This window comes from Streptomyces sp. NBC_00286, from assembly GCF_036173125.1.
GTDB lineage: Bacteria > Actinomycetota > Actinomycetes > Streptomycetales > Streptomycetaceae > Streptomyces.
Genome location: NZ_CP108054.1, coordinates 6,224,384 through 6,249,180, shown reverse-complemented (window position 1 = coordinate 6,249,180; position 24,797 = coordinate 6,224,384). Strand labels below are relative to the sequence as shown.

Here is a 24,797-nt window from a genome sequence, read left to right as displayed (position 1 = left end):
GCATTGTCAGTGGCAGGTGCGAGGATGCTTCCCGTACTGGCCGACGTGCCCGGTGTGGTGGGGGGAGTTGCGGTGGGGATCGCAGCGGAGCCTCGTCGCGGGCGCCCGCGCAGAAGGGACCGCTGACGGCGATGCAGATCCGGCTGACCGTCGTAGACCCGCTGGGGACGCGCCCCGAGGGGCGTGCCGTGTCCTGCGACGTGCTGGTGACGGCGCCCGCCGGTACGGCACTCGCCGCGGTGGCCTCCGGCCTCGCCTCGGCGGTGGGGGGCGAGGGTCCCGGTGTGCTGTACGCGGGGGCGGAGCGGCTGGACGCGCAGCGCTGCACGCTCGGTGAGCCGCCGCTGATCGACGGCGCTGTGCTGTGCCTGGGCGCCCCGGCGGAGCCTGGCCCCGAGGTCGACGCGGCCGAGGCCCGGCTCCATGTCGTCGCCGGTCCGGACGCGGGCGGCGTCCATCTGCTGCACGGCGGCCGTATCGACATCGGCCGTTCCGCCGACGCGGACGTGCCCCTGGACGACCCGGATGTCTCCCGCCTGCACTGCGCCGTCACGGTCGCGGCGGACGGCCGGGTGTCGGTCGCGGACCTCGGCTCCACGAACGGCACGACGCTGGACGGCACGCGCGTGGGCGAGCGCCCGGTGCGCTTGGCGCCGGGGGCGCTGCTGCGGGTGGGCGAGTCGGCGTTGCGGCTGGCCCGGGCCGGGGATGCGGAGGCGGTACGGGAGACGGTGCCGGACGGGGAGGGGCATGTACGGGTGCTGGGGGCGCCCGAGGAGCCGCAGCCGCTGCCCGGGGCCGCCGGAACCGTGCCGCACGCGCGCGTGGGGGACGATTCCGCCGCCGGCGATTCCGTCGCCTTAAACGCGGGCGACACGCACCATGGCTTCGGTACGGCCGGGTGGGGAGCCGCGGAGGACAGCTCCTCCGGGGCCCAGGGGCACGGCTCGGTGGAACCGCCGGTCGCGCCCGGTCAGGGGGCGGCACCGGAGGCCGAGAACACCGGGACGGCCGAGGGCACTGGGAGAGCCGGGAGCACCCGGAACGACACGCCGACGAGGGGTACGGCCGTGCCGCCGCGCGGGGCGCGTAAACGCGGCGGGCTCTCGGCGTGGGCCCGGCGCCTGGCGGGTGGCCGGGGCGAACAGTCCGGGACATCGGCATACGAGGGGAGCGCGTACGAGGACGAGTCGGCGCCGCCTCCCGAGCCCGTCACGGAGGGTGTCCGGGAGCCGGAGCGGTGGCCCGACCCCGCGGCACTGCTCCTGACCGCGCTCGGGCCGGGACCCCGGTTGTGGGAACGCGGCCCCGACCACCCCGAGACGCTCGCGGTACGGCTCGGTACGGCGGACCGGAGCGCACCCGACGGTTCCGGGCTGCTGCCCGCGGTGCCGGTGACCACCGGCTTGCGGGAGGTCGGCGCGCTGGGCATCGCCGGGCCGCGTCCCCGCCTCTCCGGGCTCGCACGCGCGGTGGTGGCACAGCTCGCCGCACTGCACTCCCCCGACACACTGGAGATCGTCCTCCTCAGCGCAGACCGCTCGCGCCCCCTTGAGGACCGCATCACCGAGTGGTCCTGGCTCGGCTGGCTTCCCCATATCCGCCCCGCCCACGGCCAGGACTGCCACCTCCTCATGGCCTACGACCGCGAACAGACCACCTCCCGCACAGAGGAACTCCTCCGCCGCCTGGACGACCACACGACGGATACCGACCGCGGGACGGCACGCCGACCCTCGTACGCGGCGACGGCGGCTGCGCACGGGGCTCAGGCCCGCATCACTGGCGCCGGCCCGGACGTGACAGGGGCGATCCCTGCTGCGCGCGGGGCGGGCGATGGCGGCGCGGGGGGCGGGTATGGCGGCTCCAGACCGTCCGCTGACGGCGCCGACGCGGGTCGCCCGTCGGGCAGTCAGGGCGCCGACGGGCGCGCCTACAACGATGCTGCGACCGACCGCCCCAGGTCGACCACGGACAGCGCCCGCTCAGGCCACCCGACGGGCAACCACGCCAGTGGCGAGCGCGGCTTCCGCGACGGCGCGGGCCGACGTCCCGACCCGTCCGCCGACGGCGCCAACGCGGCCCACCCACCGGGCAGTCAGGGCGCCGACGGGCGCGCCTACGACGATGCTGCGACCGACCGCCCCAGGTCGACCACGGACAGCGCCCACCCGGGTCACCCATCGGGCAACCACGCCAGTGGCGAGCGCGGCTTCCGCGACGGCGCGGGCCGACGTCCCGACCCGTCCGCCGACGGCGCCAACGCGGCCCACCCACCGGGCAGTCAGGGCGCCGACGGGCGCGCCTACAACGACGCTGCCACCGACCTCCCCAGGTCGACCACGGACAGCGCCCGCTCAGGCCACCCGACGGGCACCCGCGCCGGTAGCGAGCGCGGCTTGGGCGACGGCGCAACCAGCCGCCCTGGGGCAACGAATGCAAGCGCCCACGCGGGTCGCCGGTCGAACGATCCGACCGGCGTCACCCGCGGCGACAGCGCAGGCGGCCGTACCAGCCCGTCCGCCGACGGCGCCCACACCGACCGCCCGTCGGGCGGCCAGGGCCTTGGCGGGCGCGCCTACGACGACCCTGCGACCGACCGCACCCGGTCGACCGTGGACAGCGCGCACCCAGGTCACCCTTCGGGCAACCACGCCGGTGACGAGCGCGGTTCCAGCCATGACACGGGCGCTCGCCCCAGGACGACCGCGGAGGTGGCCCACCCCGATCGCCGGCCGGACGCCCGAGGCGGTGCTGGGCGCGACAACGCAGGCCATCGCCCCGGTCCATCCGCCGAAGGCGCCCGCCCAGGAGACCGGCCGGAGGACCACGGCTCCGTCTCCGGCTACGGCGGCGGAGCCGCCGAGCGCGCCTCCAATCCGGCCCAGCGCGTCGGCGGCGAGCGCAGCCACGGCTACGACGACGCCCTAGGCCACCGCCCCGAACCGTCCGCCGAAGGCGCCCCTCCGGGACACCAGTCGGGCAACCATGGCAGTGCTGCCCCCGGGATGCCCCTCGCCCCGACCACCGCCCCGAACCGACGCGGCGGTGACCAGCCCTACCCCGTCGATGCCGCAGGCGACCACCCCGGGCCAACCCCCGTCGGCGCTCAGGCGGGGCACACCTCAACCGACCCCGCCGCCTCCGGCGACCCCAACCCCAGCAACGCGCCCGCCGACCCGGCCTCCACCCTCGGCTCCAGGAAGCCCACCCCCACCCGCGACCGCGACGCCACCCACCTGGGAATCCACCTCGGCGGCAGCCAAGTCGACGGCGCCCCCCGAGGCCGAAGCCGTGACCGTCGCCCCTCCTGGGCCCAGGACGACGAAGGCGGCGACGGCGTCTGGCCCGGGCCGTTCACCGTCGTCGTCGTTGACGGTGACCCTGGCCCCGCTGCCGTGCGGGAAGCCGTGTCGCGGCTGGCCGTTGAGGGGCCTCGGGTGGGGATTCATGTCGTGTGTCTTGCCGAGACGGCTGCCGCTTCGCCCGCCTCCCCGGTGACGGAGACCTACGAGGCGGCCTGTGCGGCTTCGTCCGTGTTCCGGGACTGTGGAGCCGTCGCTCTGCTCAGCGGGGACGTGGCCACGGCGTTGCGGCTGATGCGGGTGGCGCCGGGCGCACCTGAAGGCGCCGCGCGTACTCAGGCGGCGGAGCTCCCGCGCGGGCCCGTCGGGCATGGCACCGTGGCCGCCGTCGACGCGGTGTCCATGGCCTGGGCCGAGCGGTTCGCACGGGCGCTGGCCCCATTGCGTACGGACGCCGTCCCCGGCGAGCGGCACGCGCGCGTGTCCGCGCCGTTGCCCCAAGCGGCGCGGCTGCTCGACGAGTTGGGGCTCGCCCGGGCCACCCCGGCGTCCCTGATGGCCCGTTGGGCGGACGCCGCCGACGACACGGAGGCGCTCGGCGGTCGCGCGGTCGCCGTGCTCGGCGCCGGGCCACGCGGGCCCGCGAGCGTGGACCTCGCCCAGGAGGGCCCGCATCTGTTGATCGAGGGGCCCTCCGGCAGCGGGCGTACGGAGCTGCTGCGCTCCGTCGCCGCCTCGCTCGCCGCCGCGGAGCGGCCCGACCGGCTGGGCATCGTGCTCATCGACGGGTGGGACAGCACCGGGGCCGGCGCCGCCTCGCGCGGTGACGGTCTGCGGGTCTGCACCGACCTGCCCCATGTCACCACGCATCTCGCGGCCCACGACCCGGTCCGTATGCGGGAGTTCGCGCAATCCCTCACCGCCGAGCTGAAGCGCCGGGCCGAGCTCCTCGGCCGCCTCGACTTCGCCGAGTGGCACGCCCGCCAGCGGCTCCAGGGCCGCATCGTGGGCCAGCGCTCGGCAAGCGGTTCCACCACGGCATCCCCCGGAACCACCACGCGCCCAGGAACCGCCACCGCCCAGCCCACCCCGGGCGCAGGCGCCGCAGACCTGGACGCGCCCCCGAGCTCCACCCTCCGCCTGCGCCCCGCCGCCGAGCGACAGCGGGCGGCGGCGGATGCGGGCCCCCCGCTCCCCCGGCTGGCCGTGATCGTCGACGACCTCGACGCGCTCCTGTCGCCCGCACTGGGCTCCCCGGGACGCCCCGCCGCCGGTTCCGTCGTACGGGCCCTGGAAGCCGTCGCGCGAAGCGGTCACCGCCTCGGGGTGCATCTGGTGGCGGCCACCGCGGGCGGTCCCCGTACCGACGAGACGGAGCTGGCCCGGCAGGCCGCCCTGCGCATCGCCCTCGAAGCCCCCTCGTCCGGCCCGGAGGATCCCGCCCCGGGACGGGGACGCCTCACCGGCCCCCGCGGCCGGTCGACCCCCTTCCAAGGGGGCCGCGTCACGGGCCGTATCCCCCGTACGTCAACGCTGCGCCCCACGGTCGTCCCCCTCGAGTGGGACCGAATGGGCGACCCACCCGCCCGCCGCCCCGTACGCGAGTTGGGCAACGGACCGACGGACCTGGCCCTCCTCGCCAGCGCCCTGGAGAGAGCCGCCCGCTCCGTGTCGGCCACGGAGGTGCCCTCGCTGCTCTGAGCGGCTCAAAGCGGCGGCCCTAAGCGGCACTGAGGCTCTGAAGTCGCTCTCAAAGCCGCCCTGAGGTCGCTACCGAGCCACCCCTGCAGTCGCTCTCCAGGTCGCCCTCAAAGCCGCTCCGAGGACGCCCCGAAGTCACCTCCAACATCACAATTCTGTACAGCCCTCAACCACCTAACGGCTCCTTACAACCGCACACGACTCACCACAAGACTTCATTCGACTCCATCCCGCATGAGCGCACGTCACGACGCGGTTACGATCACGCGCTTGACACCGCAGGCGCTCTTGCCGACGCCAAGCAGGCAGGCGTACACCAAGAGCGCACGGGACAGCAGCGCTCGGACGTTCGACGGAGAACGGGGCAAGTCATGCGCAGCACTCTTCGTACACGCAGGCCGAACAGGAAAGGCAAGGCCACAAAGGCCGCAGCCGCCGTCGTCGCGGGGGCGATGGCGCTCGCCCTCACCGCATGTGGCGGCGACGGCAACGACGACTCAGGAAGCGAAGGCGGCGAGAAGGAAAAAGCGGCCTCCGTGAAGCTCCCCAAGCTCGACGGCCAGAAGCTGGAGGTCGCGGCCGTCTGGACCGGCCCGGAGCAGGAGAACTTCACCAAGGTCCTGGAAGAGTTCGAGAAGCGGACGGGCGCCGACGTCAGCTTCGTACCGACCGGCAACAACACCTCCACCTTCCTGGGCACGAGGATCCAGGGCGGCAAGCCGCCGAACGTGGCGTTCCTGCCGCAGGTCGGCGTGCTCCACCAGTTCGCCGACAAGGGCTGGGTCAAGCCGCTGGGCGCCGAGGCACAGGCGCAGCTCGACAAGAACTTCTCGGCGGGTTGGAAGGACCTGGGCGCGTACAAGGACAAGCAGTACGGCGTCTACGCCAAGGCCGCCAACAAGTCCCTGGTCTGGTACAACACCGCAGCGTACGAGGCCGCCGGGATCACCGAGGAGCCGAAGACCTGGGACGAGTTCGTCCAGACGGCGCAGACCCTGTCGGACGCGGGTTCGCCCGCGGTCTCCGTCGCCGGGCAGGACGGCTGGACCCTCACCGACTGGTTCGAGAACGTCTATCTCTCGCAGGCCGGACCGGAGAAGTACGACCAGCTAGCCCAGCACGAGATCAAGTGGACGGATCCCTCCGTGAAGGAGGCCCTGACCACGCTGGCCGAGCTGTGGGGCAAGGACGAGCTGATCGCGGGCGGCCGGGACGGCGCGCTGCGTACGGAGTTCCCCAAGTCGGTGACGAACACCTTCTCCGGTGACACCCCGGCCGCGATGGTCTTCGAGGCCGACTTCGTCGCGGCGAACATCAACGCCGACACGGACGCCAAGATCGGCACGGACGCCAAGGTCTTCCCGTTCCCGGCGGTCGGCAGCGAGTCGCCGGTGGTCAGTGGCGGTGACGTGGCCGTGGCCCTGAAGGACGACAAGGCCTCGCAGGCCCTGCTGACCTTCCTCGCGTCGACCGACGCGGCCGAGATCTGGGCCGCACAGGGCGGCTTCGTCTCCCCCAACAAGGAGATGGATCTCGAGACGTACAAGGACGATGTGACCAAGGACATCGCCGAGGCGCTGCTCGCCGCGGGCGACGACTTCCGCTTCGACATGTCCGACCAGGCTCCCGCCGCCTTCGGCGGCACCCAGGGCCAGGGTGAGTGGAAGGCGCTGCAGGACTTCCTGAAGGACCCGTCGAAGGTGGAGGAGATTCAGCAGCAGCTTGAGACGGCCGCCACCAAGGCGTACGAGGGCTGACGGCAGCCTATGTCGTCCCAGGTGGCGATGGCGGGGGGCTCCACGGGTCCGGTGCCCCCCGCCCGGAAGCGCAAGAGCGTGATGGGCACCCGGCCGTGGGTGGCGGGACTGTTCCTGCTGCCCGCGCTGGTGCTGCTCGGCGCGCTCGTGGTCTACCCGATCGGGTACTCGGTCTGGCGAAGTCTGTTCGACGCCGACGGCTCGTCCTTCGTCGGCATGGAGAACTACGGCGACATCTTCACGGACGACGCGACCTTCACCGCCGTCAAGAACACCGCGATCTGGGTCGCGGTGGCCCCCGCCCTGGTCACCGGGCTCGGGCTGATCTTCGCCGTGCTGATGGAGCGGGTGCGCTGGTCGACGGCGTTCAAGCTGGTCATCTTCATGCCGATGGCGATCTCCATGCTCGCGGCGGGCATCATCTTCCGGCTCGTGTACGAGGCGGATCCCGACCAGGGCGTGGCCAACGCCGTGGTGGTGGGGGTGCACGACACCTTCGCCGAGTCGTCCGTCTATCCCAACGCGCGCCCCTCGCCGGAGAGTGATCTGAAGGCGTCCGGCGGCGGCGCCTTCACGACGACGGACACGGTGAGGGCGGGGGTTCCGGCCCTGCTCCCGCTGGTCGGCATCGCACCGAACAAGCTGCCCGGCGATCCCGTGGACGCCCAGCCCGCCGAGTCCGCGGGCGACGAGGTGTCCGGCACGGTCTGGCTGGACTTCCGGCTGGGCGGCGGCGGTGAGAAGGGCGCCATCGACGCGCGCGAGAAGGGCCTCTCGGGCATCAGGGTCGAGGCGGTCAAGGACGGCGAGGTCGTGGCGTCCGCAAAGGCTGCCGACGACGGTACGTTCAGGCTGCCCGCGGAGGCGGACGGTGCCCAACTCCGGCTGCCCGCCTCGAACTTCGCGGCGCCCTACAACGGCGTCGACTGGCTCGGCCCGAGCCTGGTCACTCCGGCCATCATCGGGGCGTACGCCTGGATGTGGGCCGGTTTCGCGATGGTGCTCATCGCGGCGGGGCTCGCGGGAGTGGACCGCAACCTCCTGGAGGCGGCCCGGGTCGACGGCGCCAACGAGTGGCAGGTGTTCCGCAGGGTCACGGTGCCCCTGCTCATGCCGGTCCTCGTGGTCGTACTGATCACGTTGATGATCAACGTGATGAAGATCTTCGACCTCATCTTCATCATCGCGCCGCAGCCCACCCAGGACGAGGCCAATGTGCTGGCCCTCCAGCTCTACAACGCGGCGTTCACCGGGAGCGGCGACCTCGGCCTCGGCAGCGCGATCGGCATCGTCCTGTTGCTGCTCGTCCTGCCGGTGATGATCGTCAACATCCGCCGACTGCGAAGGGAGCGCCGACGGTGACCGCACCCTCCGTACCCGTGAAAGAACCGAAGGAACCAGTGGCGGCGGACGTACCGGACCGGCCCGCCGAGCGTTCGCTCGTCTCGCGGCTCGCGAGCGGCGCGGCCGGCGGCGTGATGCGGATCTTCCTGATCCTGATCGCGCTGATCTGGGTGACGCCGACGGTCGGTCTGCTCGCCTCGTCGTTCCGCGATCCGACGGACATCGCCGAGTCCGGCTGGTGGACCGTCTTCAGCAAACCGGCCCAGATCACCACCGAGAGCTACTCGACCCTGCTCGGCAAGGAGGAGATCACCGACTCCCTGCTCAACACGATCTGGATCACCGTTCCGGCGACCGCCCTGGTGATCGTCATCGGGGCGATGGCCGCGTACGCGTTCGCCTGGATGGACTTCAAGGGCCGCGACTGGTGGTTCCTGGTCGTGGTGGCGCTGCTCGTGGTGCCCGTGCAGGTCGCCCTGATCCCGCTGTCCGCCCTCTTCGGCGACCTCGGGATCTACGGCAGCATCCTCGGCGTCGTCCTCTTCCACGTGGGCTTCGGCCTGCCGTTCGCGATCTTCCTGTTGCGGAACTTCTTCGCGGAGATCCCCCGTGAACTCCTCGAGGCGGCACGGCTGGACGGCGCGGGCGAGATGCGGCTGTTCGCCACGGTGATCCTGCCGCTGGGTGCGCCCGCGATCGCGTCGCTCGGCATCTTCCAGTTCCTGTGGGTGTGGAACGACATGCTGGTGGCGCTGGTCTTCTCGGGCGCCGACTCGAAGCCGTTGACGGTCGCGTTGACCGAGCAGACCCGGCAGTTCTCCGGCAACATCGAGACGCTCGCGCCCGGCGCGTTCATCTCGATGGTGATCCCGCTGGCGGTGTTCTTCGCGTTCCAGCGGCAGTTCGTGTCCGGTGTGATGGCGGGCGCGGTGAAGTAGCGCTTCCGGATGATCTGTTGAGGGGCGGCCGGTACCCGGCCGCCCCTCACCTCACTCCCGACGTCCCCCATATGCCACATCTGGCGTAACCACGTCACCCCTTCGGCCGTTTCCGGGCAGTCTGCCGCGCCGACCCATGGATGTGACGTGCCCCGGTTCAGTGTCATCGTCCCCGCGTACAAGGTGCAGGCCTACCTGCACGCCTGCCTGGCCTCCGTCCTCGAACAGTCCTGTCCGGACCTCGAGTTGATCGCCGTCGACGACTGCTCGCCGGACGCCTGCGGCTCGATCATCGACGAGTTCGCCGCCCGCGACCCGCGCGTACGGCCCGTACACCTCGACGAACACAAGGGCCGCGGCCAGGCCCGTAACGCCGGTCTGGAGCGCGCGAAAGGCGACTACCTGGTCTTCCTGGACGGCTCCGACACCCTCACCCCGCACGCGCTGCACGCGATCGCCGACCGGCTGAAGGAGACCGAAGACCCGGACGTCCTGGTCTACGACTTCGCGCGCACCTTCTGGACGGGCGAAACCGTACGGAACATCCAGGCGGCGCAGCTCACCGAGCGGGGCCCGGCGCCGTTCCGGCTCGACGACCGGCCGGGGCTGCTCAAGGTGCTCATGGTGGTGGGCAACAAGGCGTACCGCCGGGAGTTCATCGAGCGGGAGGGCTTGACGTTCTCTCCCGGCCACTACGAGGACACCCCCTGGACGTACTCAGTTCTGATGGCCTCCGAGACCATCGCGACGCTCGACCGCGTCTGTGTCCACTTCCGCCAACGACGCCAAGGGAGCACGACCGGAACACCCCGCACGACCGGCACCACAGGCACGACCGGCTCCACTGGCCCGGGCCACTTCGACATCTTCGACCAGTACGACCGTGTCTTCGCCCATCTCGACGCCCATCCGGAGCTGGCGCACTGGCGCCCCGTCCTGTTCCGCCGCATGGTCGACCATCTCTCGGCCGTGTTCCTCGGACGCGACCGGCTGCCGCGCCGCTCTCGCCCCGAGTTCCTGCGCAGGGCCCGCGCCCACTACGCCCGTTACCGAGTGCCGGGCGCCCGCCTCCCGGCCCGCAACTGGCTGCGGCACGTGCTCATCCGCCTGGGCAGCCACCGCACGTATCGCACGCTGTGGGCGGCGGCGCAGCTGAAGAGACGGGTGACGGAAGGCGTCACGGCGGTCTTCCGCGCCGTACGGGCCGTGGCGCTGCGGCTGCACTACCGCGTCCAGCTCCGGCTGCCCCTACGGGCTGACCACGCCGTGTTCTCCAACGGCGACGGACGCGGTTACGGCTGCAACCCGGCGGCGCTCGAGGACGCGTTCCGTACGTACGCCCCGGGCATCCGCACCGCGTGGATCGCGGCGCCCGAGCACCACCACACCGTCCCGACCGCGACCCGCAAGCTGACCCCGGACACGGCCGCGTACTGGACGGCGCTCGCCCGCTCCAAGTACCTCGTCAGCAACGTCGACTTCGACCGCAGGCTGGTCAAGCGGTCCGGGCAGATCCTGGTCCAGACGCAGACGGGCACCCCCCTCAAGCGCATGGGCCTGGATCTCCAGGACCGCCCGGCGGCGGCCCGCGGCACGGACTTCGCCGAGCTGCTGCGCGGCGTCGACCAGTGGGACTACTGCCTGTCCGGCAACCGCCACTCCACGCTCGTCTGGGAGCGCGTCTTCCCCTCCGGCTATACGACGCTCGAGTACGGCCAGCCCCGCAACGACGTGTTCCAGCGGGCGACTTCGGCGGACGTGGCCCGGCTGCGCGAGACGCTCGGCATCCCGGAAGGCTCGGTCGCGATCCTGTACGCACCGACGCACCGCGACTACCGCCGCTCCCAGCCCAGCATGCTCGACCTGGAGCGCATCCTGCGCCAACTCGGCCCGCGCTTCGTGCTGTTGACCCGCGCGCATCCCTCGTACGGGCAGCCACTGGCGCGCAGCGGCGGCGGGCTGATCGATGTGTCGGGGCATCCGAGCGTCGAGTCCCTGTGCCTGGCCTCGGACGCGCTGATCACCGACTTCTCCTCCCTGATGTTCGACTATGCGAATCTCGACCGGCCGATCGTGATTCACGCGAACGACTGGGCGGCATACGAGGCGGCCCGTGGCACCTACTTCGATCTGCGCAAGTTCCCGCCGGGAGTCGTCGCGCGCAGCGAGGACGAACTGATCGACATCTTCGCGACCGGCCACTGGCGCGGTTCGCGCTCCGCGCAGCTGAGGGCCGCGTTCCGGGAGCGCTTCTGCCCGTACGACGACGGGCGGGCCGCCGAACGTGTCGTACGCCGGGTGGTGCTCGGCGAGACCGCCGGGCTGCCCGCCGTGGTGCCGCTCGACGAGCGCCATCCCGTGCCGTCGATGGAAGATGGCATTCCGTGGGCGCCCGATTCCACCCGAACCGGGGATTATCCGGCCGCCTCACCACTGGCAACTGTTTCGACACCCGGAGTTTCCGTTCCCGTCGTTGACACCCCCTGAAGCCCTCCGATCCCATCCCTGAACACAGAGAATCCATAGACCCCGCTGTACGGAGTACACATGACCTCCAGCACCACCGAGCTGCCCCGTCCCAGGACCCTGTCGGACGTCAAGGGCTGGTTCCGTGCCGTCGATCAGCAGCTGTTCGACTGGTTCCTGTCCCGGCAGCTCGACAGCCAGCAGACCGGCAATCTGCTGGAGCTCGGCGCCTACATGGGAAAAAGCGCCATCTTCATGGGCTCTTACCTGCGTGACGAGGACAAGTTCACGGTGTGCGACCTGTTCGACTCCCCCGCGGAGGACACGGCCAACAGCAAGGAGATGAACAAGTCCTACTCGACGCTGACCCGGCGGGCCTTCGAGGCCAACTACCTCGCGTTCCACGAGGAGTTGCCCGAGATCATCCAGGCGCCGAGCCAGGTGGTCGCCGACCGTGTCGAGGACAAGAGCTGCCGCTTCGCGCACATCGACGCCTCGCACTTGTACGAGCACGTGAACGCGGACATCGCGGCGGTGCGCGACATCCTGCTGCCCGACGGCGTGGTCGTCCTCGACGACTTCCGCGCCGAGCACTGCCCGGGCGTCGCCGCGGCCACCTGGGGCGCGATTCCCACATTCGACCTGCGCCCCATTTGCATCACCGGCACCAAGTTCTACGGCACCTGGGGCGACCCCGAGCCGCTGCGCGACGCGCTGCTGGAGTGGCTGGCGGGCCGTGACGACATGTGGCACGAGGTGCAGCAGGTCGCCGGGTACGGGCTGATCCGTATAACCGGTAACAAGGCGACCGAGCCGAAGCAGCCGGTGTCGAAGTACGCGGGCGAAGAGCCGAAGCCGGCCGCAGAGGCCCCCAAGCCCGCCCCCGCCCCGAAGCCCGCCCCCGCCCCGCGCGCCACCACGCGGCCCGCCACGGTCAGCGCCGCCAAGCGACGCCCGAGCCGCGCCAGGCGGCTCGCCAAGGACCTGCTGCCGCCGATCGTCACGAGGGCGATCGTCAAGGCACGTAAGGGCTGAGGCCGCAAGCGGTCCTGCGGAAGTCCGGTGCGATATCGCGCCCCTGAGGAGGCCGCAGGCCTCTTTAGGGGCGCGGGACTGTGTCAATTTGCGACTCCGCCGCGATGGGGGTCCCCCCGCTCGAGCGGAGTCGAGAGTGGGGGAGCGACCAGCCACGACGGACCCGCAGCTCCGAGACCGCACTTTCAGCGGAGCGCCTAGGTGGGGCGGGCCACGGCTCGCCCCACCGTTGTGTGCGGTGGCGGCGGGCTCACCTCAGCAACACCACGTCACTGAAAGAGCCGTATGCCCCGCTTCAAGGCGCGTATCTGGGTGATCGTTCTCGCCGCCGTCTTCGCGCTGCTCCAGCTCGCCAACGTCACCGGCCGGGACACTCCCGACACCAGGAACTACCTCTCGTACGCCCTGAGTCTGCGCGGTGACAGCAAGCGCGAGGCCGCTTCCGCCACCATCGACTACGTCTGCGCGAGCCGGCACGCCGAGGCGCGCCGCGAACGGAGCGTCGACGTGGTGCGCTTCCACTCCCCCGGCCCGGTCGGGCGGATCCCCGAGGAGTGCCGGCGCGAACTGTGGCCGGAGGTGGAACGGCGGCTGCGGAATGGGGAGACGACCGCGCACACGGTGCCGTTCAACTCCCCGCGCTTCATGCGGATCTTCGAGGCGCGGCCCGGGTATCCCGCGCTGCTGACGCCCTTCGTCACGGTGTTCGGCGTGACCTGGGGCATCTGGCTGACGAGCGTGTTCGTGGCTGCGGCCGGAGGCGTCCTCGTCTTCCTGGTGCTGCGCACCCTGCGCGCCCCGACCGCCGTAGCCCTCACCGGACAGGCCCTGTACTACGCCCTGCCGGTCGGCACGACCGCGATGCGCCCCATGACCGAGGGGCTTCAACTGGCCCTGACCTTGGCGGTGTTGTGGGGCTGCGCGCTGGCACTCGACGGCCGGACACGCGCGGGCGCCGCCCTGATCGGCGGCTCGCTGCTGACGCTCTTCACAGTGAAGCACTCGCAGGCGATGTTCCTCGGGCTGTGTCTGGTGGCGGGGTGCGCGGTGATCGCCGTACGGAGACGGCGACTTGACCCTGCACTGCGGGTGATCGCCGTGGTGGCGGGGTGTGCGGCCCTCGGGACCGTGACGGCCGCAGGGCTGCTGAACTACCCCTCCACGAACGAGAGTCTCCAGGACCTGCTCGCCGATCACTTCACGCGGCCCGACCGCGCCGACCCCTGGCCGGAGTTCTGGCAGCTGGAGTTCAACTTCTGGGTGGAGTGGCTGCGTCGGCAGTTCTGGCAGCCACTGTTCATCGTGGCGCTGGCCGCCGGGGCGTGGGGTGTACTGCGGCAACGTCCGGCGTACGCGGCGTTTCTGATCGCGGCGGCCTTCAGCGGGGTCATCAACCAGGCGGGGCACCCGGACATCACCATCGGCGACCGGCTGGTCGTGGTGGCGTGGGTGCTGCCGGTGATCGGGCTGCCACTGCTGCTGGAGCGGGCGGTGACGACGATCCCGGCGCTTGAAACGCCGGGCGCCCGGCCCGCGTTGGGTGCGGACCGGGCAACAAGCAGGATTTGACCGGCAGTTACGCGACCGCCCGATTACTCGACCGCCCGATTACTCGCCTGCCCGATTACTCGACGACGAGCTCGACCGGGATGTTGCCGCGGGTGGCGTTGGAGTACGGGCAGACCTGGTGGGCCTGCTCGATCAGCTTGCGGCCGGTCTCGGCGTCCACGGAGTCGGGCAGCTCCACGCGCAGGGTGACCGCGAGCCCGAAGCCCTCGCCCTGCTTGCCGATGCCGACCTCGGCGGTCACCGCGGCGTCGCTGACGTCGACCTTCGCGTTACGGCCGACCAGGCCGAGGGCGCTGGCGAAGCAGGCGGAGTAGCCCGCGGCGAACAGCTGCTCCGGGTTGGTGCCCTGACCGCTGCCGCCCATCTCCTTCGGGATGCCCAGCTCGAGGTCGAGGCGGCCGTCGTTGGTGAAGGCGCGGCCTTCACGGCCGTGGGTGGCGGTGGCGACAGCGGTGTAGAGCGCGTCCATGGGAGACATCCCTCTCGTCATAAGGATCAGAAGCAAGATCGAGATCGTGAGGGCGGGCAGGGCCTCTGGGGTGCTCGCCTCACGACCACAAGTAGAGCACACAATTCAGTTGTGCACAATCCAATGGCGTACTCGGGTTATCCTGAAGGCATGACCACTCCGACTCCGACCCCGATCCACCAGACCTCAACCCCGGACGACTTCCTCCGTCTCGACCAGCAGATCTGCTTCTCGCTGAACGCCGCCTCGCGCGCCTTCGGCGGCGTGTACCGGGTCGCCCTGAAGGACCTGGGGCTCACCTACCCCCAGTACCTGGTCATGCTCGTGCTGTGGGAGCACGGCGAGCTGCCCGTGAAGAAGCTGGGCGAGCATCTGCGGCTCGACTCCGGAACGCTGTCGCCGCTGCTCAAGCGACTGGAGGCGACCGGACTCGTACGCCGTGAACGCAGCGCCCGCGACGAGCGGTCGGTGGTCGTCGGGCTCACGGACGAGGGCGGCGCGCTGCGCGAGCGGGCGCTCGCCGTACCGCGCCGGATCGCCGCCGCGACGAGCTTCGACCTGGACGAGATCCGCGACCTGCGGGCGCGGCTCGACAAGCTGACGGCGGCGCTGGACTCGGCGGAGCTGGAGAGCGACTGACCACTGAGACGCTGCTTCTGAGAGAGCCGAGACGCAGCTTCTGAGGGCTGAGACGCCGCTTGTGAGGGAGCTTGCGCTCACTGATGCCCTCTCTCCCCACGGGACAACAAGCACCTCATAACGGAGAATGAGTCACAAAACCTCCGTTTCTGCCGTTCGTCCCCGTGGAATCCAGGCACACCATGCGAGCCACACACCCTCCCCCGTCGCAGGTCTCCGTCATAGTCATCGGCTACGACGACGCCGCCCATGTGACGGACGCGGTGCGCTCCGCCCTCGCGCAGGGCCCGGCCGTCCGCGAGGTGATAGCCGTCGACGACTGCTCGACGGACGGCAGCCCGGACCTCCTCGACCGGCTCGCGCACGGCGAACCACGCCTGAAGGTCGTACGCCGCAAGGTCAACAGCGGCGGCTGCGGCAGCCCCCGCAACGACGGCATCGACGCCGCGACGGCCCCGTACGTGATGTTCCTGGACAGCGACGACGTACTGCCGCCCGGAGCGGTGGACGCACTGCTCTCAGCCGCCGTCAGACGCGATACGGAAGTGGCGGCCGGCCTGTGCATACGCCGCGAGCTGCCGTCCGGACGCGAGGTCCCCTGGCGACCCGAGCTGTACGCGCGTCCCGTCCTCGTCCCCCACCCCTCGCTCCGCACTCGCCTGGTCCACGACACGCTCTGCGTCAACAAGCTGTACCGAACTGCCTTCCTGCGCGAGCACGGCATCCGCTTCCCCGAAGGCCGCTTCCCGTACGAGGACTTCGTGTTCACCGCGCGCGTACTCGCCGCCGGGCCGCGCCTCGCGCTGGTCCCCGACCCGGTGTACGTCTGGCAGGTGCGCCGGTCCGCCGAGCAGCTGTCGATCTCGCTGGACCGCGCGGACATGGACAACTGGCGGGCCAGGCTCACGGCCCACGGCATGGCGTACGACACTCTCCTCGGCGCCGGTGAGAAGCGGCTCGCACGGGCGGCCCGCGCCGCGTTCCTGGACCACAGCCTGCGGATGTACGCGCGCGAGCTGGGGCTGCGCGACTCCGGGTACCGGCGCGATTGGTGGGCGCTCACGCGCGCGTACCTCGCGGCATTCGACGCGGGTGACTTCGCGGCGGCCCCCGCGCCCGGGCGGGTCGTCGCGCAAGTCGTTCTGGCCGCCGAGAAGCCGCGCGACCTGGACCGCATCAGGGAGCTCGCGTCACGTCCGGCCCAGCTGACGCCGCCGTACCCGCGTGCCGCGGACGGCACCCCGCTCTGGTCCGCCGACTTGCCCCAAGTAACCCTGGAACACCTGCTGTTCCGGCCTGTACGGCTCCTCCCTGTGGCCGTCGACGCGGAACTGCGGCCACGCGCGCGTGCCACGCGTCTTCGGCTGCGTCTGCATGAGCTGTACGGGCGGATGGGGGAGGCGGGGCCGGCGGACGTGGAGGTCGAGTTCGTACACCGGGAGGAGGGGCGGGTGGGGCTCGCGGTCAGGGCGGCGCTTGTGCCGGGCGACGGCGCGGACGAGGGGGGTTCAGGGGGCGGCTCCTCGGTCGACTCCTCGGCCAGTTCCTCCGTCGGCTCGTCGGTCGGCTCCTCCGTCGGCTCCCCGGCAGGCCCCTTGGCCGACTCCTCAGTCGGCCCCTCGGCTGGCTCCTCAGTCGGCTCCTCGGCTGGCTCCTCAGTCGGCTCCTCGGCTGGCTCCTCGGTCGGCTCCTCGGCTGGCTCCTCGGTCGGCTCCTCGGTCGGCTGCTGGTGGGCCGAGGTGCCGGTCGACCTCTCCGCGCTCGGCTCGGGCACGTGGGATCTACGACTCCGGCTGCGGTTCCGCGACGGATCGGCCCGCTACACCTCCGCGCACGCGGTCGCGCAGCCCGGGCTGCTGCGTCGTACGGCGGTGCCGAGCGGGCGGCACGGTGTGTTGCTGGTCCAGCCGTACGCGACCCATTCGGGCTCGCTGGCGTTGCGGCTCGCGTCCGGCCGACGGGGAGTGGCCGCCGTACTGCGGCGACGGCTGAGGCGACTGCTTCACTGATTGCTCTGATGCGTGACGGGGCCCAGTGACCGACGATGGTCCTACCGACCGACAGACGAGGGGACGGCCGTACATGACCTGGCTGATCACCGGCGGCGCCGGCTACATCGGGGCGCACGTCGTCCGCGCGATGACCGAGGCGGGCGAACAGGCAGTGGTGTACGACGACTTGTCCACCGGGATCGCCGAGCGCGTCCCCGAGGGGGTGCCGCTGATCGTCGGCTCGACCCTGGACGCGGATCGCGTGTCCCGCGCACTCACGGACCACGCCGTCACCGGTGTCGTCCACCTGGCGGCGAAGAAGCAGGTCGGCGAGTCGGTGGAGCTGCCGCTGCACTACTACCGCGAGAACGTCGAGGGTCTACGGGTACTGCTGCAGGCGGTCACGACCGCAGCGGTCCCCTCCTTCGTCTTCTCGTCCTCGGCAGCGGTGTACGGCATGCCGGACGTCGACCTGGTGACGGAGGAGACGCCCTGCGTGCCCATGAGCCCATACGGCGAGACGAAACTGGCGGGCGAGTGGCTGACCCGCGCAACGGGCCGCGCACACGGCCTGTCGACCGCCTGCCTGCGCTACTTCAACGTGGCGGGCGCGGCGACCCCGGAGCTGGCCGACATCGGCGTCTTCAACATCGTCCCGATGGTCTTCGAAAAGCTGACGGAGGGCGCGCCACCCCGGATCTTCGGCGACGACTATCCAACGCCGGACGGCACATGCGTACGCGACTACATCCACGTCGTCGACCTGGCCGAAGCCCACGTAGCGGCAGCCCGCCGCCTGTCCACGTCCCCCGGCACGGACCTGACCCTCAACATCGGCCGCGGAGAAGGCGTTTCGGTCCGCGAGATGATCGACCACATCAACGACCTCACGGGCTACGACGCCCCTCCGGTCGTCACGCCACGCCGCCCCGGCGACCCACCCCGAGTCGTGGCCTCGGCTGCCCGCATCGCCGACGAACTGGGCTGGAAGGCAAGGTACGACGTGACCGACATGATCACGTCGGCTTGGGAGGGGTGGGTGCGGCTGCATCCGGGGGCGCGGCGCGGCTAGTACTCCAGCAGTACTTCGTGGCTTGACCTGGGGAAACGTTGAGCGGTGGGAGTGTAGCGGGCAAGACGCTGTCACGGACGGCTTCTGCCCGCACACGCCTCGAAGGAGTGCCCACGACGGCGGTAGTGGCAGCGGCGGGCCACCGCTCGGCGTCGTCGGCGCCAGTGCGACCAGCTCAGCGCGTGGGTGTGGGCGCGAAGGGCTCGGGGTGCGAGAGCTGCCAAGAGTCGCCGCACTTCCGCCACGGTGAGCTCGATGACCACGGCATCATCACCGGCGGATCCCCCTTTTCGGCTGCTCGCGCGCTCATCGCCGCGAGAAAGGCGTGGGCGAGCATCGCCAGCGTGATGTGCCGGTACCAGCCGACGTAGCGTCGGACTTCGTACTCGTCCAGGCCGCACTCGTTCTTCGCCACCTGGACACTCCTCGATCGCCCACCGGGCGCCGGCGACCCGCACCAGTTCGTCCACTCCGACATCCAACGGTGCGTATCCGAGGTAGTAGGCGATCTCGTCCGGCCGACTCAAGCTGCGCCGTGCCAGCGCCCACCGCCGACGGATCAACACGCCGTCCTAGCACGACGTTCTGCTCGGGCTCCGGCGTGTCATGCGGGCCGAAGACGACATCGATTAGCGCCCTCGTACCGCACTCCATCGAAGCCGACAGCTTAAGGGCCGGATAGCTACCCGGCCTATGACAGCTGACCTTCCGGCCGACCAATCCAGCGGTCTCCGGGGTGTCCGCGATCTGCAGCCAGGTGCCGTCCCAGGCCACCGTCCGCAGCCCCGCTGCCACACTCTCGAACAATCCGCCTTGGCCGCAGGCCCTTTGAGCCGGTCGAACAAGATGGCCAACGGAGCTGACCCAACCCTCCTGCGGGCTTGACGCAACGCGGCCTCCGACGGCGCCACGTCCTCGCCGCCCAGGCCGGCGGTCAACGCGGCCCACACCCCCAGATAGCCGTCCGTGCCAAACAACGACAGCGCGAGTACGAAGTACACCGTGACCCGGGCGGGTAACTCGCGGATCCGCCGCTGCACCCGCCGCGTTAGTTCCAGCGCCTCATCTACCAGGGCAGGCGTGATGATCTGCGTCAGCTCTCCGAGATGGCCAGCCGCGAACGCGCGATCCGGACCCCGCCCCGGTGCGGGCATGCCAAACTCGATGAACAACGGGAATCCGTCAGAACAGAGGATCTTGGTCGACTCTCTGTCCTACGCGGAGTCCCGCCCTCATGTCCCGGCTTCCCCGAACCGCTTGACAAGCAGGTCAGGGCCTTAACTGCGGGGCAGTGGGACTTCACCGAACGTCTTACAGTCCCCGGTCCAGGTGCTCGCGCAGCCACTGCTCGGTGGTGCTGACGTGCATCAGAGCGGCGGCCTGGGCGAGGGAAGCGTCGCCGGAGGCCAGCGCGTGGTGGATCGCCTCGTGCTCGGCCAGGGTGCGGCCGGCGGCATTGTCGTCGACCAGCCCGCGCCAGATGCGTGCGCGCAGCGTCCGGCTCGCAATGCCCTCCAACAGGGTGGCGAGCGTCGCGTTGCCGGTGGCCGCGATCACCGCGCGGTGGAACGCGGCGTCGTGCTCGTTGAGCTCCTCCACGTCGTCGCGGGCCGCTCGCATCGCCTCCAGGTGTCGCTCCACCTCCGCGAGCCCTTCGGCCGAGATGCGGCTGGCGGCAAGACCGGTGGCGACCGGCTCGAAGAGTCGGCGGACCTCGGTGAGCTCCAGCATATTGTCGCCGCGCAGCAGCTCCACCGCGGATCCGATGCCGCTCAGCAGCAGTTCCGGTTCCAGGCTGGTCACGTACGTGCCGTCACCGCGCCGGATCTCCAGCACTCGCGAGACGACCAGCGCCTTTACTGCTTCCCGCATCAGATTGCGGGACAGCCCCAGCTCCGCGGCCAACTGCTGCTCGGGCGGCAGCTTGGCTCCCGGAGGCAGCTCGCCAGACTGGACGAGATCCCTGATGCGGTCGATGGCCTTGTCGGTCAATGACATGTTTCGCTACTCCCTGCTCATCGCCCAGGCGGCGGCAGCGTAGCAATACATCCCACGACTCGGGAAGAAAGCGGACTGACCCCCATCGTCGCTAGTTCGCGTCGACTTCACCTCAACCGCAGGTAAACAGCGCTTTCTCGATCACCCTTGCGTGCAGGTATGGACATCATTTCCGATGCACCCTATAAATTCACCCCATGTCCTCGCCCCCGTTATTGCAGGGTGGACATCTCCTTGACGCGTCAAGAACGGGGGACTCCCATGAGAGATCATCACGGCTTCACAAGCCGAGGGTGCCGGGCACGATGACCGAGTTGATCAGTGCGATCGAGGCGGTCGACGTGCGGTTCCCGACCTCACGTGAACTCGACGGCTCCGACGCGATGAACCCCGAACCTGACTACGCCGCCGCGTATGTGACGGCCTGTGCGAGCAACGGCGCCGAGGGCCACGGCCTCGCCTTCACCGTGGGGCGCGGCAACGGGGTCGAGGTCGCCGCCGTAGGGGCCCTGGTCCCGCTGGTCGTCGGCCTGCCGGTGGACAAGGTCCTGGGTGACCCAGGCGGCCTCACCCGACGGCTGTCGAACGACAGTCAACTGCGGTGGCTCGGCCCGGAGAAAGGCGCCATTCACATGGCCGCCGCCGCGATGGTCAACGCCGTATGGGACTTGTACGGGCGCCGCGAGGGCAAGCCCGTCTGGCGGTTGCTCGCCGAGATGTACACGGAACAACTCGTCAACCTGGTCGGCTTCCGCTACCTCGAGGACGCACTCACCCGCGACGAGTCCCAGGAGATCCTGCACCGCGCCGAAACAGGGCGGGTCGAGCGCACCGCGCACCCGCTGGAGCACGGCTATCCTTCACCGTTCGCCGCGATCGTCATCGGCGGTATCAGCCTCAACGGCGGCACGGGCACCGTGTTCGGCGTGTTCACGGGCATCCTGCTGCTCTTACTGATCCAGAACGTCCTCGCCCTGGGAGGCGTACCGGCCCAATGGATCGGCGCCCTCAAAGGCGCCATCATCCTCATCGCCCTGACGCTCTCCCGCGTCACCGGAGGCCAGTCCCAGGAGTAGGCCCCGGCCTGCCACGCCCTCGGTACCCTCCGCCGCCCGGATTTCTTGTTCCGCACCGACCGGGCGATGGTGGGTCACCACTGCACTCCCTCAGGACCACGCAGCGCTGACCGGACAAAGGAGTCCCCGTGACGGACAGCTCCGTAGACCGCAGAAAATTCCTCACCGCCGCCGCACTGACCGCGGGAGCCACCGCCCTGCCAGGCGGCCTGGTCTCGGGCAGGGCCGCGGCGGCCGTTCCACCGCAGATCACACTCCCCGAACGGGGTATCTACGACACGTCCCCGGCGTCCTCCTGGACCGACGGCTTCCTCACCGGCAACGGCGAATACGGAGCCGTGCTGTACGGCGCTCCCACCCTGGAAAAGGTGGTGCTCAACCACCACCGACTGGTGCTGCCGAACGGCACCCGTGACGTGACCCCGCCGGTGATCTCCGGCCGTCTGGAAGGCGCACGCGACAAAGCACTCGCGGGTGACTACGCCGGGGCCAACCGGGACTTCGCCGCGGGGTGGTCCCTGCGCTGGACGCAGGCCTACCACCCGGCGTACGAACTGCGCATCGAGACCCCGGGCATGACCACGGTCGACAACTACGGGCGGGTCACCGACTTCCGTACCGGCGAGGTGAGTTCGAGCTGGACCGACCAGTACGGCATCTGGACCCGCCGGGCGTTCGTCTCCCGAACCGACAAGGTGATCGTCCATGAGCTGATACCCGCTTCCGGCCGTACCGTCGACACCGCACTGAGCGTCCACACGGCGCTCGACGGTCTGCCCACCAGCCTGAGCTTCACCACGCGGGCCACCGTCACAGGCGGCTCCGGCTACCTGAATCTGCGCGGCACCTACCCCTCGGGGCAGGGCGCCTTCGGCTACGAGGGCGTCACCCGTGTCGTCGCCTCGGGCGCCGGCGCCACAGTCACCGTCAACGGCTCGACGATCGTTGTGGCCAGGGCGGCCAGGGTGCTGCTGCTGACAAAACTGGGCCGGTACGAGTCGTCCACCGGCTGGGACTCCGAGCCGCTGCACGCCCAACTGGCCGCGCTCGGCACCGACTACGTCACGCTGCGCTCGCAGCACACCGCCCTGCACACCGCTCTCTACGACCGCTCCGGCATCGATCTGAACGTCCCGCCCGCCGACCGCCGGCTCTCCGTCACCGAACTGATCACCCGTCAGAATGCCGAACGCAGCGTCATCGACACAGCGCTGTTGGAACGTCTCTACGACTCCGGCCGCTACTTCTTCATCAGCTCCAGCGGCATCCTGCCACCCCGCCTCACCGGCATCTGGGCAGGATCGTGGGGCGCCGCCTGGGCCGACGACTTCACGACCGACGCCAACGTCAACCTCCAGGTGGCAGGCGGCAATATCCTCGACCTGACCGAGGCCATGGAGGGCTACTTCAACCTGATCCTCGACCAGCTCGACGACTGGCGCACCAACGCCAAGAACCTTTACGGAGCCCGCGGTTTCCTCGCCCCCTCCCGAACCGACGGCGAGTACGGCCACATGCTCCACTTCAACGGCGGCGACTTTCCCGGCCACTGCTGGACCGGCGGCGCCGACTGGCTGCTCTACCCGCTCCTGGAGTACTACGAGGTCACCGGCGACCAGGCGTTCCTGCGCGACAAACTCGGTCCCGTACTGATGGAACTGGCCCTGTTCTACGAGGACTTCCTCACCCGCACCGACGCGAACGGCAAAGCCGTCTTCGTGCCGTCCTTCTCCATGGAGAACTCCCCCGGCAACACAGGCGTCTGCTTCTCGACAAACGCCACCGGCGACATCATGGCCGGCAAGCACGCCCTGCGGGCCGCGATCGACACCGCCGACGCTCTCGGTGTCGAACAGGGCAGCGGGCAGGGCGTGGAGCGCTGGACGGCCCTGCTGAAGAAACTCCCCGCCTACCGCGTCAACGGGGACAACGCGCTGGCCGAATGGTCCTGGCCGAGCCTCACCGACCGCTACAACCACCGGCACGTCCAGCACCTGTACGGCGCCTGGCCGCTGCACGAAATCAACCCCGAGGACGAGCCCTCCCTGGTCCGCCCGGCGCAGCGGGCCCTCGAAGTGCGCGGCGACCAGAACGTCTCCGCCCACGGCAGCCTGCACCGCGCACTGGCCGGGGCCCGGCTGAAGGACGGCCGACAGGTCTACGGCAACCTGACGAAGATCCTCGGCAACAACATGGTCTTCAAGTCGCTGATGACCTCCCACAACCCAAACCTCGACATCTACAACGCCGACGCCGCGAACGCCATCCCCGGAGTGCTGGCCGAGGCCCTGATCTACAGCCGGCCCGGAGTGCTGGAAGTCCTCCCCGCGCTGCCCGACCGTCTGCCGAAGGGCACGATCACCGGGGTCCGGGCCCGCGGCCGGATCCGGATCCACAGCCTCGCCTGGGACCTCAACGCACGGACCGCCACCCTGTCCGTCACCTCCGCCGTCAACCAGGACGTCACCCTGATCAGCCGCCGCGGCATGTCCTCCGTGACCACCACGGCGACCGTCAGCCCCTCCTCCCTCGGCGCCCACGCCAGAAGGGTCTCCCTGACCGCCGGGCAGCGAACGGACATCACCGTCTCCCTGCTCAGCGGCTACTTCCGGCTGGTCAACCGACACAGCGGCAAGGTGCTCGACGTCACCGGCAGCAGTACCGCCGACGGCGGCATGATCATCCAGTGGGGCTGGTCCGGCAGCGACAACCAGCAGTGGTGGCTCCTGCCCAACGCCGACGGCTCCTTCCGCCTTGTCGCCCGCCACAGCGGCAAGGCCCTCGACAGCCCGGGAGGCTCCAGCCAGGGCGCCCAGCTCATCCAGTGGCAGGACAACAACAGCGAAAACCAGCACTGGAAGCTCGTCGACGCGGGCAGCGACTACTACCGTCTCGTCAACGTCCGCAACGGCTGGTGCGCGGACGTCGAGGGCGGATCGACGGCCGACGACGCCCGCGTCATCCAGTTGCCCGTCGGCACCGGCACCAGCCAGCAGTGGCAACTCGTCGCCCTCTGACGGTCACCCCGCTACTTCAACCGTGTGCCGGCCAAGGCGATGCCCACGAGCAGTCCCCAGCACAGCAACACCACGATGTTGAATCCGCCGGAAACGTATGCGATGCCTTCTGGGAGCGCCGCAGGCACCAACGGCGGATTTGGCCAGTACGGCAGGGTCATCGCGCAGGGGCCAGAAGCTGTGTGGCCGCCGCGGGGCGTACAGCGGGGTCCTGGGCCAGGAGTACCGCATGGGTGCCCCGGCGTTGATCCAGTAGTCAACGCGCCCGCCGGCGTCGGCGGTCCACCGGGTCGCATCGGCACCCAGCTCGACGCGGCCCGTGGCGGGGTTGTTCCACAGCAGTCCACAGCCGCGCGAGGAGTGCCGAAAGGGAATGGCGACCACGGTATTGCCCTGAACGAGGTCGATCACCCAGCCTTT

14 protein-coding genes and 2 pseudogenes are annotated in these 24,797 nt (G+C 70.4%); 12 read left to right on the top strand and 4 right to left on the bottom strand.

The window, feature by feature from the left end; genetic code table 11:
* Positions 1–131 precede the first annotated feature (131 nt).
* The 7 genes from OHT21_RS28825 (at position 132) to OHT21_RS28795 (ending at position 14,115) form a co-directional block, all read left to right on the top strand.
* A complete protein-coding gene (locus OHT21_RS28825) occupies positions 132–5,006 on the top strand; it encodes an FHA domain-containing protein (protein ID WP_328771197.1) in 4,875 nt (1,624 codons plus the stop codon).
* A gap of 371 nt (positions 5,007–5,377) precedes the next feature.
* Entirely contained in the window at positions 5,378–6,763 is a 1,386-nt protein-coding gene (locus OHT21_RS28820; RefSeq protein ID WP_328771196.1) for an ABC transporter substrate-binding protein, read from the top strand.
* A gap of 27 nt (positions 6,764–6,790) precedes the next feature.
* A complete protein-coding gene (locus OHT21_RS28815) occupies positions 6,791–8,125 on the top strand; it encodes a carbohydrate ABC transporter permease (RefSeq protein ID WP_328774256.1) in 1,335 nt (444 codons plus the stop codon).
* A 116-nt stretch (positions 8,126–8,241) separates the two neighbouring features.
* The gene (locus OHT21_RS28810) at positions 8,242–9,045 is read left to right on the top strand and encodes a carbohydrate ABC transporter permease (RefSeq protein WP_328774255.1); all 804 of its coding nucleotides are present in this window, start codon (positions 8,242–8,244) and stop codon (positions 9,043–9,045) included.
* A 147-nt stretch (positions 9,046–9,192) separates the two neighbouring features.
* Complete coding sequence (locus OHT21_RS28805) at positions 9,193–11,532, top strand: bifunctional glycosyltransferase/CDP-glycerol:glycerophosphate glycerophosphotransferase (protein WP_328771195.1); 2,340 nt, start codon at positions 9,193–9,195, stop codon at positions 11,530–11,532.
* A 60-nt stretch (positions 11,533–11,592) separates the two neighbouring features.
* Complete coding sequence (locus OHT21_RS28800; protein ID WP_328771194.1) at positions 11,593–12,546, top strand: class I SAM-dependent methyltransferase; 954 nt, start codon at positions 11,593–11,595, stop codon at positions 12,544–12,546.
* 285 nt (positions 12,547–12,831) lie between these two features.
* Positions 12,832–14,115 (top strand): hypothetical protein, encoded by a 1,284-nt coding sequence (locus OHT21_RS28795; RefSeq protein WP_328771193.1) that lies wholly within the window; start codon positions 12,832–12,834, stop codon positions 14,113–14,115.
* A gap of 55 nt (positions 14,116–14,170) precedes the next feature.
* Here the strand turns inward: OHT21_RS28795 and OHT21_RS28790 are convergent, their stop codons facing one another.
* The gene (locus tag OHT21_RS28790; RefSeq protein ID WP_328771192.1) at positions 14,171–14,584 is read right to left on the bottom strand and encodes an organic hydroperoxide resistance protein; all 414 of its coding nucleotides are present in this window, start codon (positions 14,582–14,584) and stop codon (positions 14,171–14,173) included.
* Positions 14,585–14,734: 150 nt separating this feature from the next.
* Between OHT21_RS28790 and OHT21_RS28785 the strand changes: the two genes are divergently transcribed.
* The 3 genes from OHT21_RS28785 (at position 14,735) to galE (ending at position 18,286) form a co-directional block, all read left to right on the top strand.
* Positions 14,735–15,223, top strand: coding sequence for a MarR family winged helix-turn-helix transcriptional regulator (locus OHT21_RS28785; protein WP_328771191.1), 489 nt, complete (start codon positions 14,735–14,737; stop codon positions 15,221–15,223).
* 182 nt (positions 15,224–15,405) lie between these two features.
* A complete protein-coding gene (locus OHT21_RS28780; protein ID WP_328771190.1) occupies positions 15,406–17,232 on the top strand; it encodes a glycosyltransferase family 2 protein in 1,827 nt (608 codons plus the stop codon).
* A 73-nt stretch (positions 17,233–17,305) separates the two neighbouring features.
* A complete protein-coding gene (galE, locus tag OHT21_RS28775; RefSeq protein WP_328771189.1) occupies positions 17,306–18,286 on the top strand; it encodes a UDP-glucose 4-epimerase GalE in 981 nt (326 codons plus the stop codon).
* Positions 18,287–18,461: 175 nt separating this feature from the next.
* Here the strand turns inward: galE and OHT21_RS28770 are convergent.
* The 3 genes and pseudogenes from OHT21_RS28770 to OHT21_RS28765 all read right to left on the bottom strand — a co-directional run.
* Positions 18,462–18,837 (bottom strand): annotated as a pseudogene (locus tag OHT21_RS28770) (IS701 family transposase); the annotation flags it as partial.
* A gap of 78 nt (positions 18,838–18,915) precedes the next feature.
* Complete coding sequence (locus OHT21_RS44785) at positions 18,916–19,440, bottom strand: transposase domain-containing protein (protein WP_443050676.1); 525 nt, start codon at positions 19,438–19,440, stop codon at positions 18,916–18,918.
* Between the two features lie 157 nt (positions 19,441–19,597).
* Positions 19,598–20,284 carry a FadR/GntR family transcriptional regulator gene (locus OHT21_RS28765; RefSeq protein WP_328771188.1) on the bottom strand — a complete coding sequence of 229 codons (687 nt, stop codon included), beginning with the start codon at positions 20,282–20,284 and terminating at the stop codon, positions 19,598–19,600.
* Positions 20,285–20,589: 305 nt separating this feature from the next.
* Here OHT21_RS28765 and OHT21_RS28760 point away from each other — a divergent pair.
* Both OHT21_RS28760 and OHT21_RS28755 read left to right on the top strand, forming a co-directional pair.
* Positions 20,590–21,147: pseudogene (locus OHT21_RS28760) on the top strand (fuconate dehydratase); the annotation flags it as partial.
* 341 nt (positions 21,148–21,488) lie between these two features.
* Positions 21,489–24,377 carry a glycosyl hydrolase family 95 catalytic domain-containing protein gene (locus OHT21_RS28755; protein ID WP_328771187.1) on the top strand — a complete coding sequence of 963 codons (2,889 nt, stop codon included), beginning with the start codon at positions 21,489–21,491 and terminating at the stop codon, positions 24,375–24,377.
* The last annotated feature ends 420 nt before the right edge of the window (positions 24,378–24,797 follow it).

Bases quoted from the DNA above. Each gene is read 5' to 3' on its own strand.
- OHT21_RS28765 (WP_328771188.1), bottom strand. From the start codon at position 20,284: ATGTCATTGACCGACAAGGCCATCGACCGCATCAGGGATCTCGTCCAG.
- galE (WP_328771189.1), top strand. From the start codon at position 17,306: ATGACCTGGCTGATCACCGGCGGCGCCGGCTACATCGGGGCGCACGTC.
- OHT21_RS28780 (WP_328771190.1), top strand. From the start codon at position 15,406: ATGCGAGCCACACACCCTCCCCCGTCGCAGGTCTCCGTCATAGTCATC.
- OHT21_RS28820 (WP_328771196.1), top strand. From the start codon at position 5,378: ATGCGCAGCACTCTTCGTACACGCAGGCCGAACAGGAAAGGCAAGGCC.
- OHT21_RS28810 (WP_328774255.1), top strand. From the start codon at position 8,242: ATGCGGATCTTCCTGATCCTGATCGCGCTGATCTGGGTGACGCCGACG.
- OHT21_RS28825 (WP_328771197.1), top strand. From the start codon at position 132: ATGCAGATCCGGCTGACCGTCGTAGACCCGCTGGGGACGCGCCCCGAG.
- OHT21_RS28785 (WP_328771191.1), top strand. From the start codon at position 14,735: ATGACCACTCCGACTCCGACCCCGATCCACCAGACCTCAACCCCGGAC.
- OHT21_RS28815 (WP_328774256.1), top strand. From the start codon at position 6,791: ATGGCGGGGGGCTCCACGGGTCCGGTGCCCCCCGCCCGGAAGCGCAAG.
- OHT21_RS28800 (WP_328771194.1), top strand. From the start codon at position 11,593: ATGACCTCCAGCACCACCGAGCTGCCCCGTCCCAGGACCCTGTCGGAC.
- OHT21_RS44785 (WP_443050676.1), bottom strand. From the start codon at position 19,440: ATGCCCGCACCGGGGCGGGGTCCGGATCGCGCGTTCGCGGCTGGCCAT.
- OHT21_RS28795 (WP_328771193.1), top strand. From the start codon at position 12,832: ATGCCCCGCTTCAAGGCGCGTATCTGGGTGATCGTTCTCGCCGCCGTC.
- OHT21_RS28790 (WP_328771192.1), bottom strand. From the start codon at position 14,584: ATGGACGCGCTCTACACCGCTGTCGCCACCGCCACCCACGGCCGTGAA.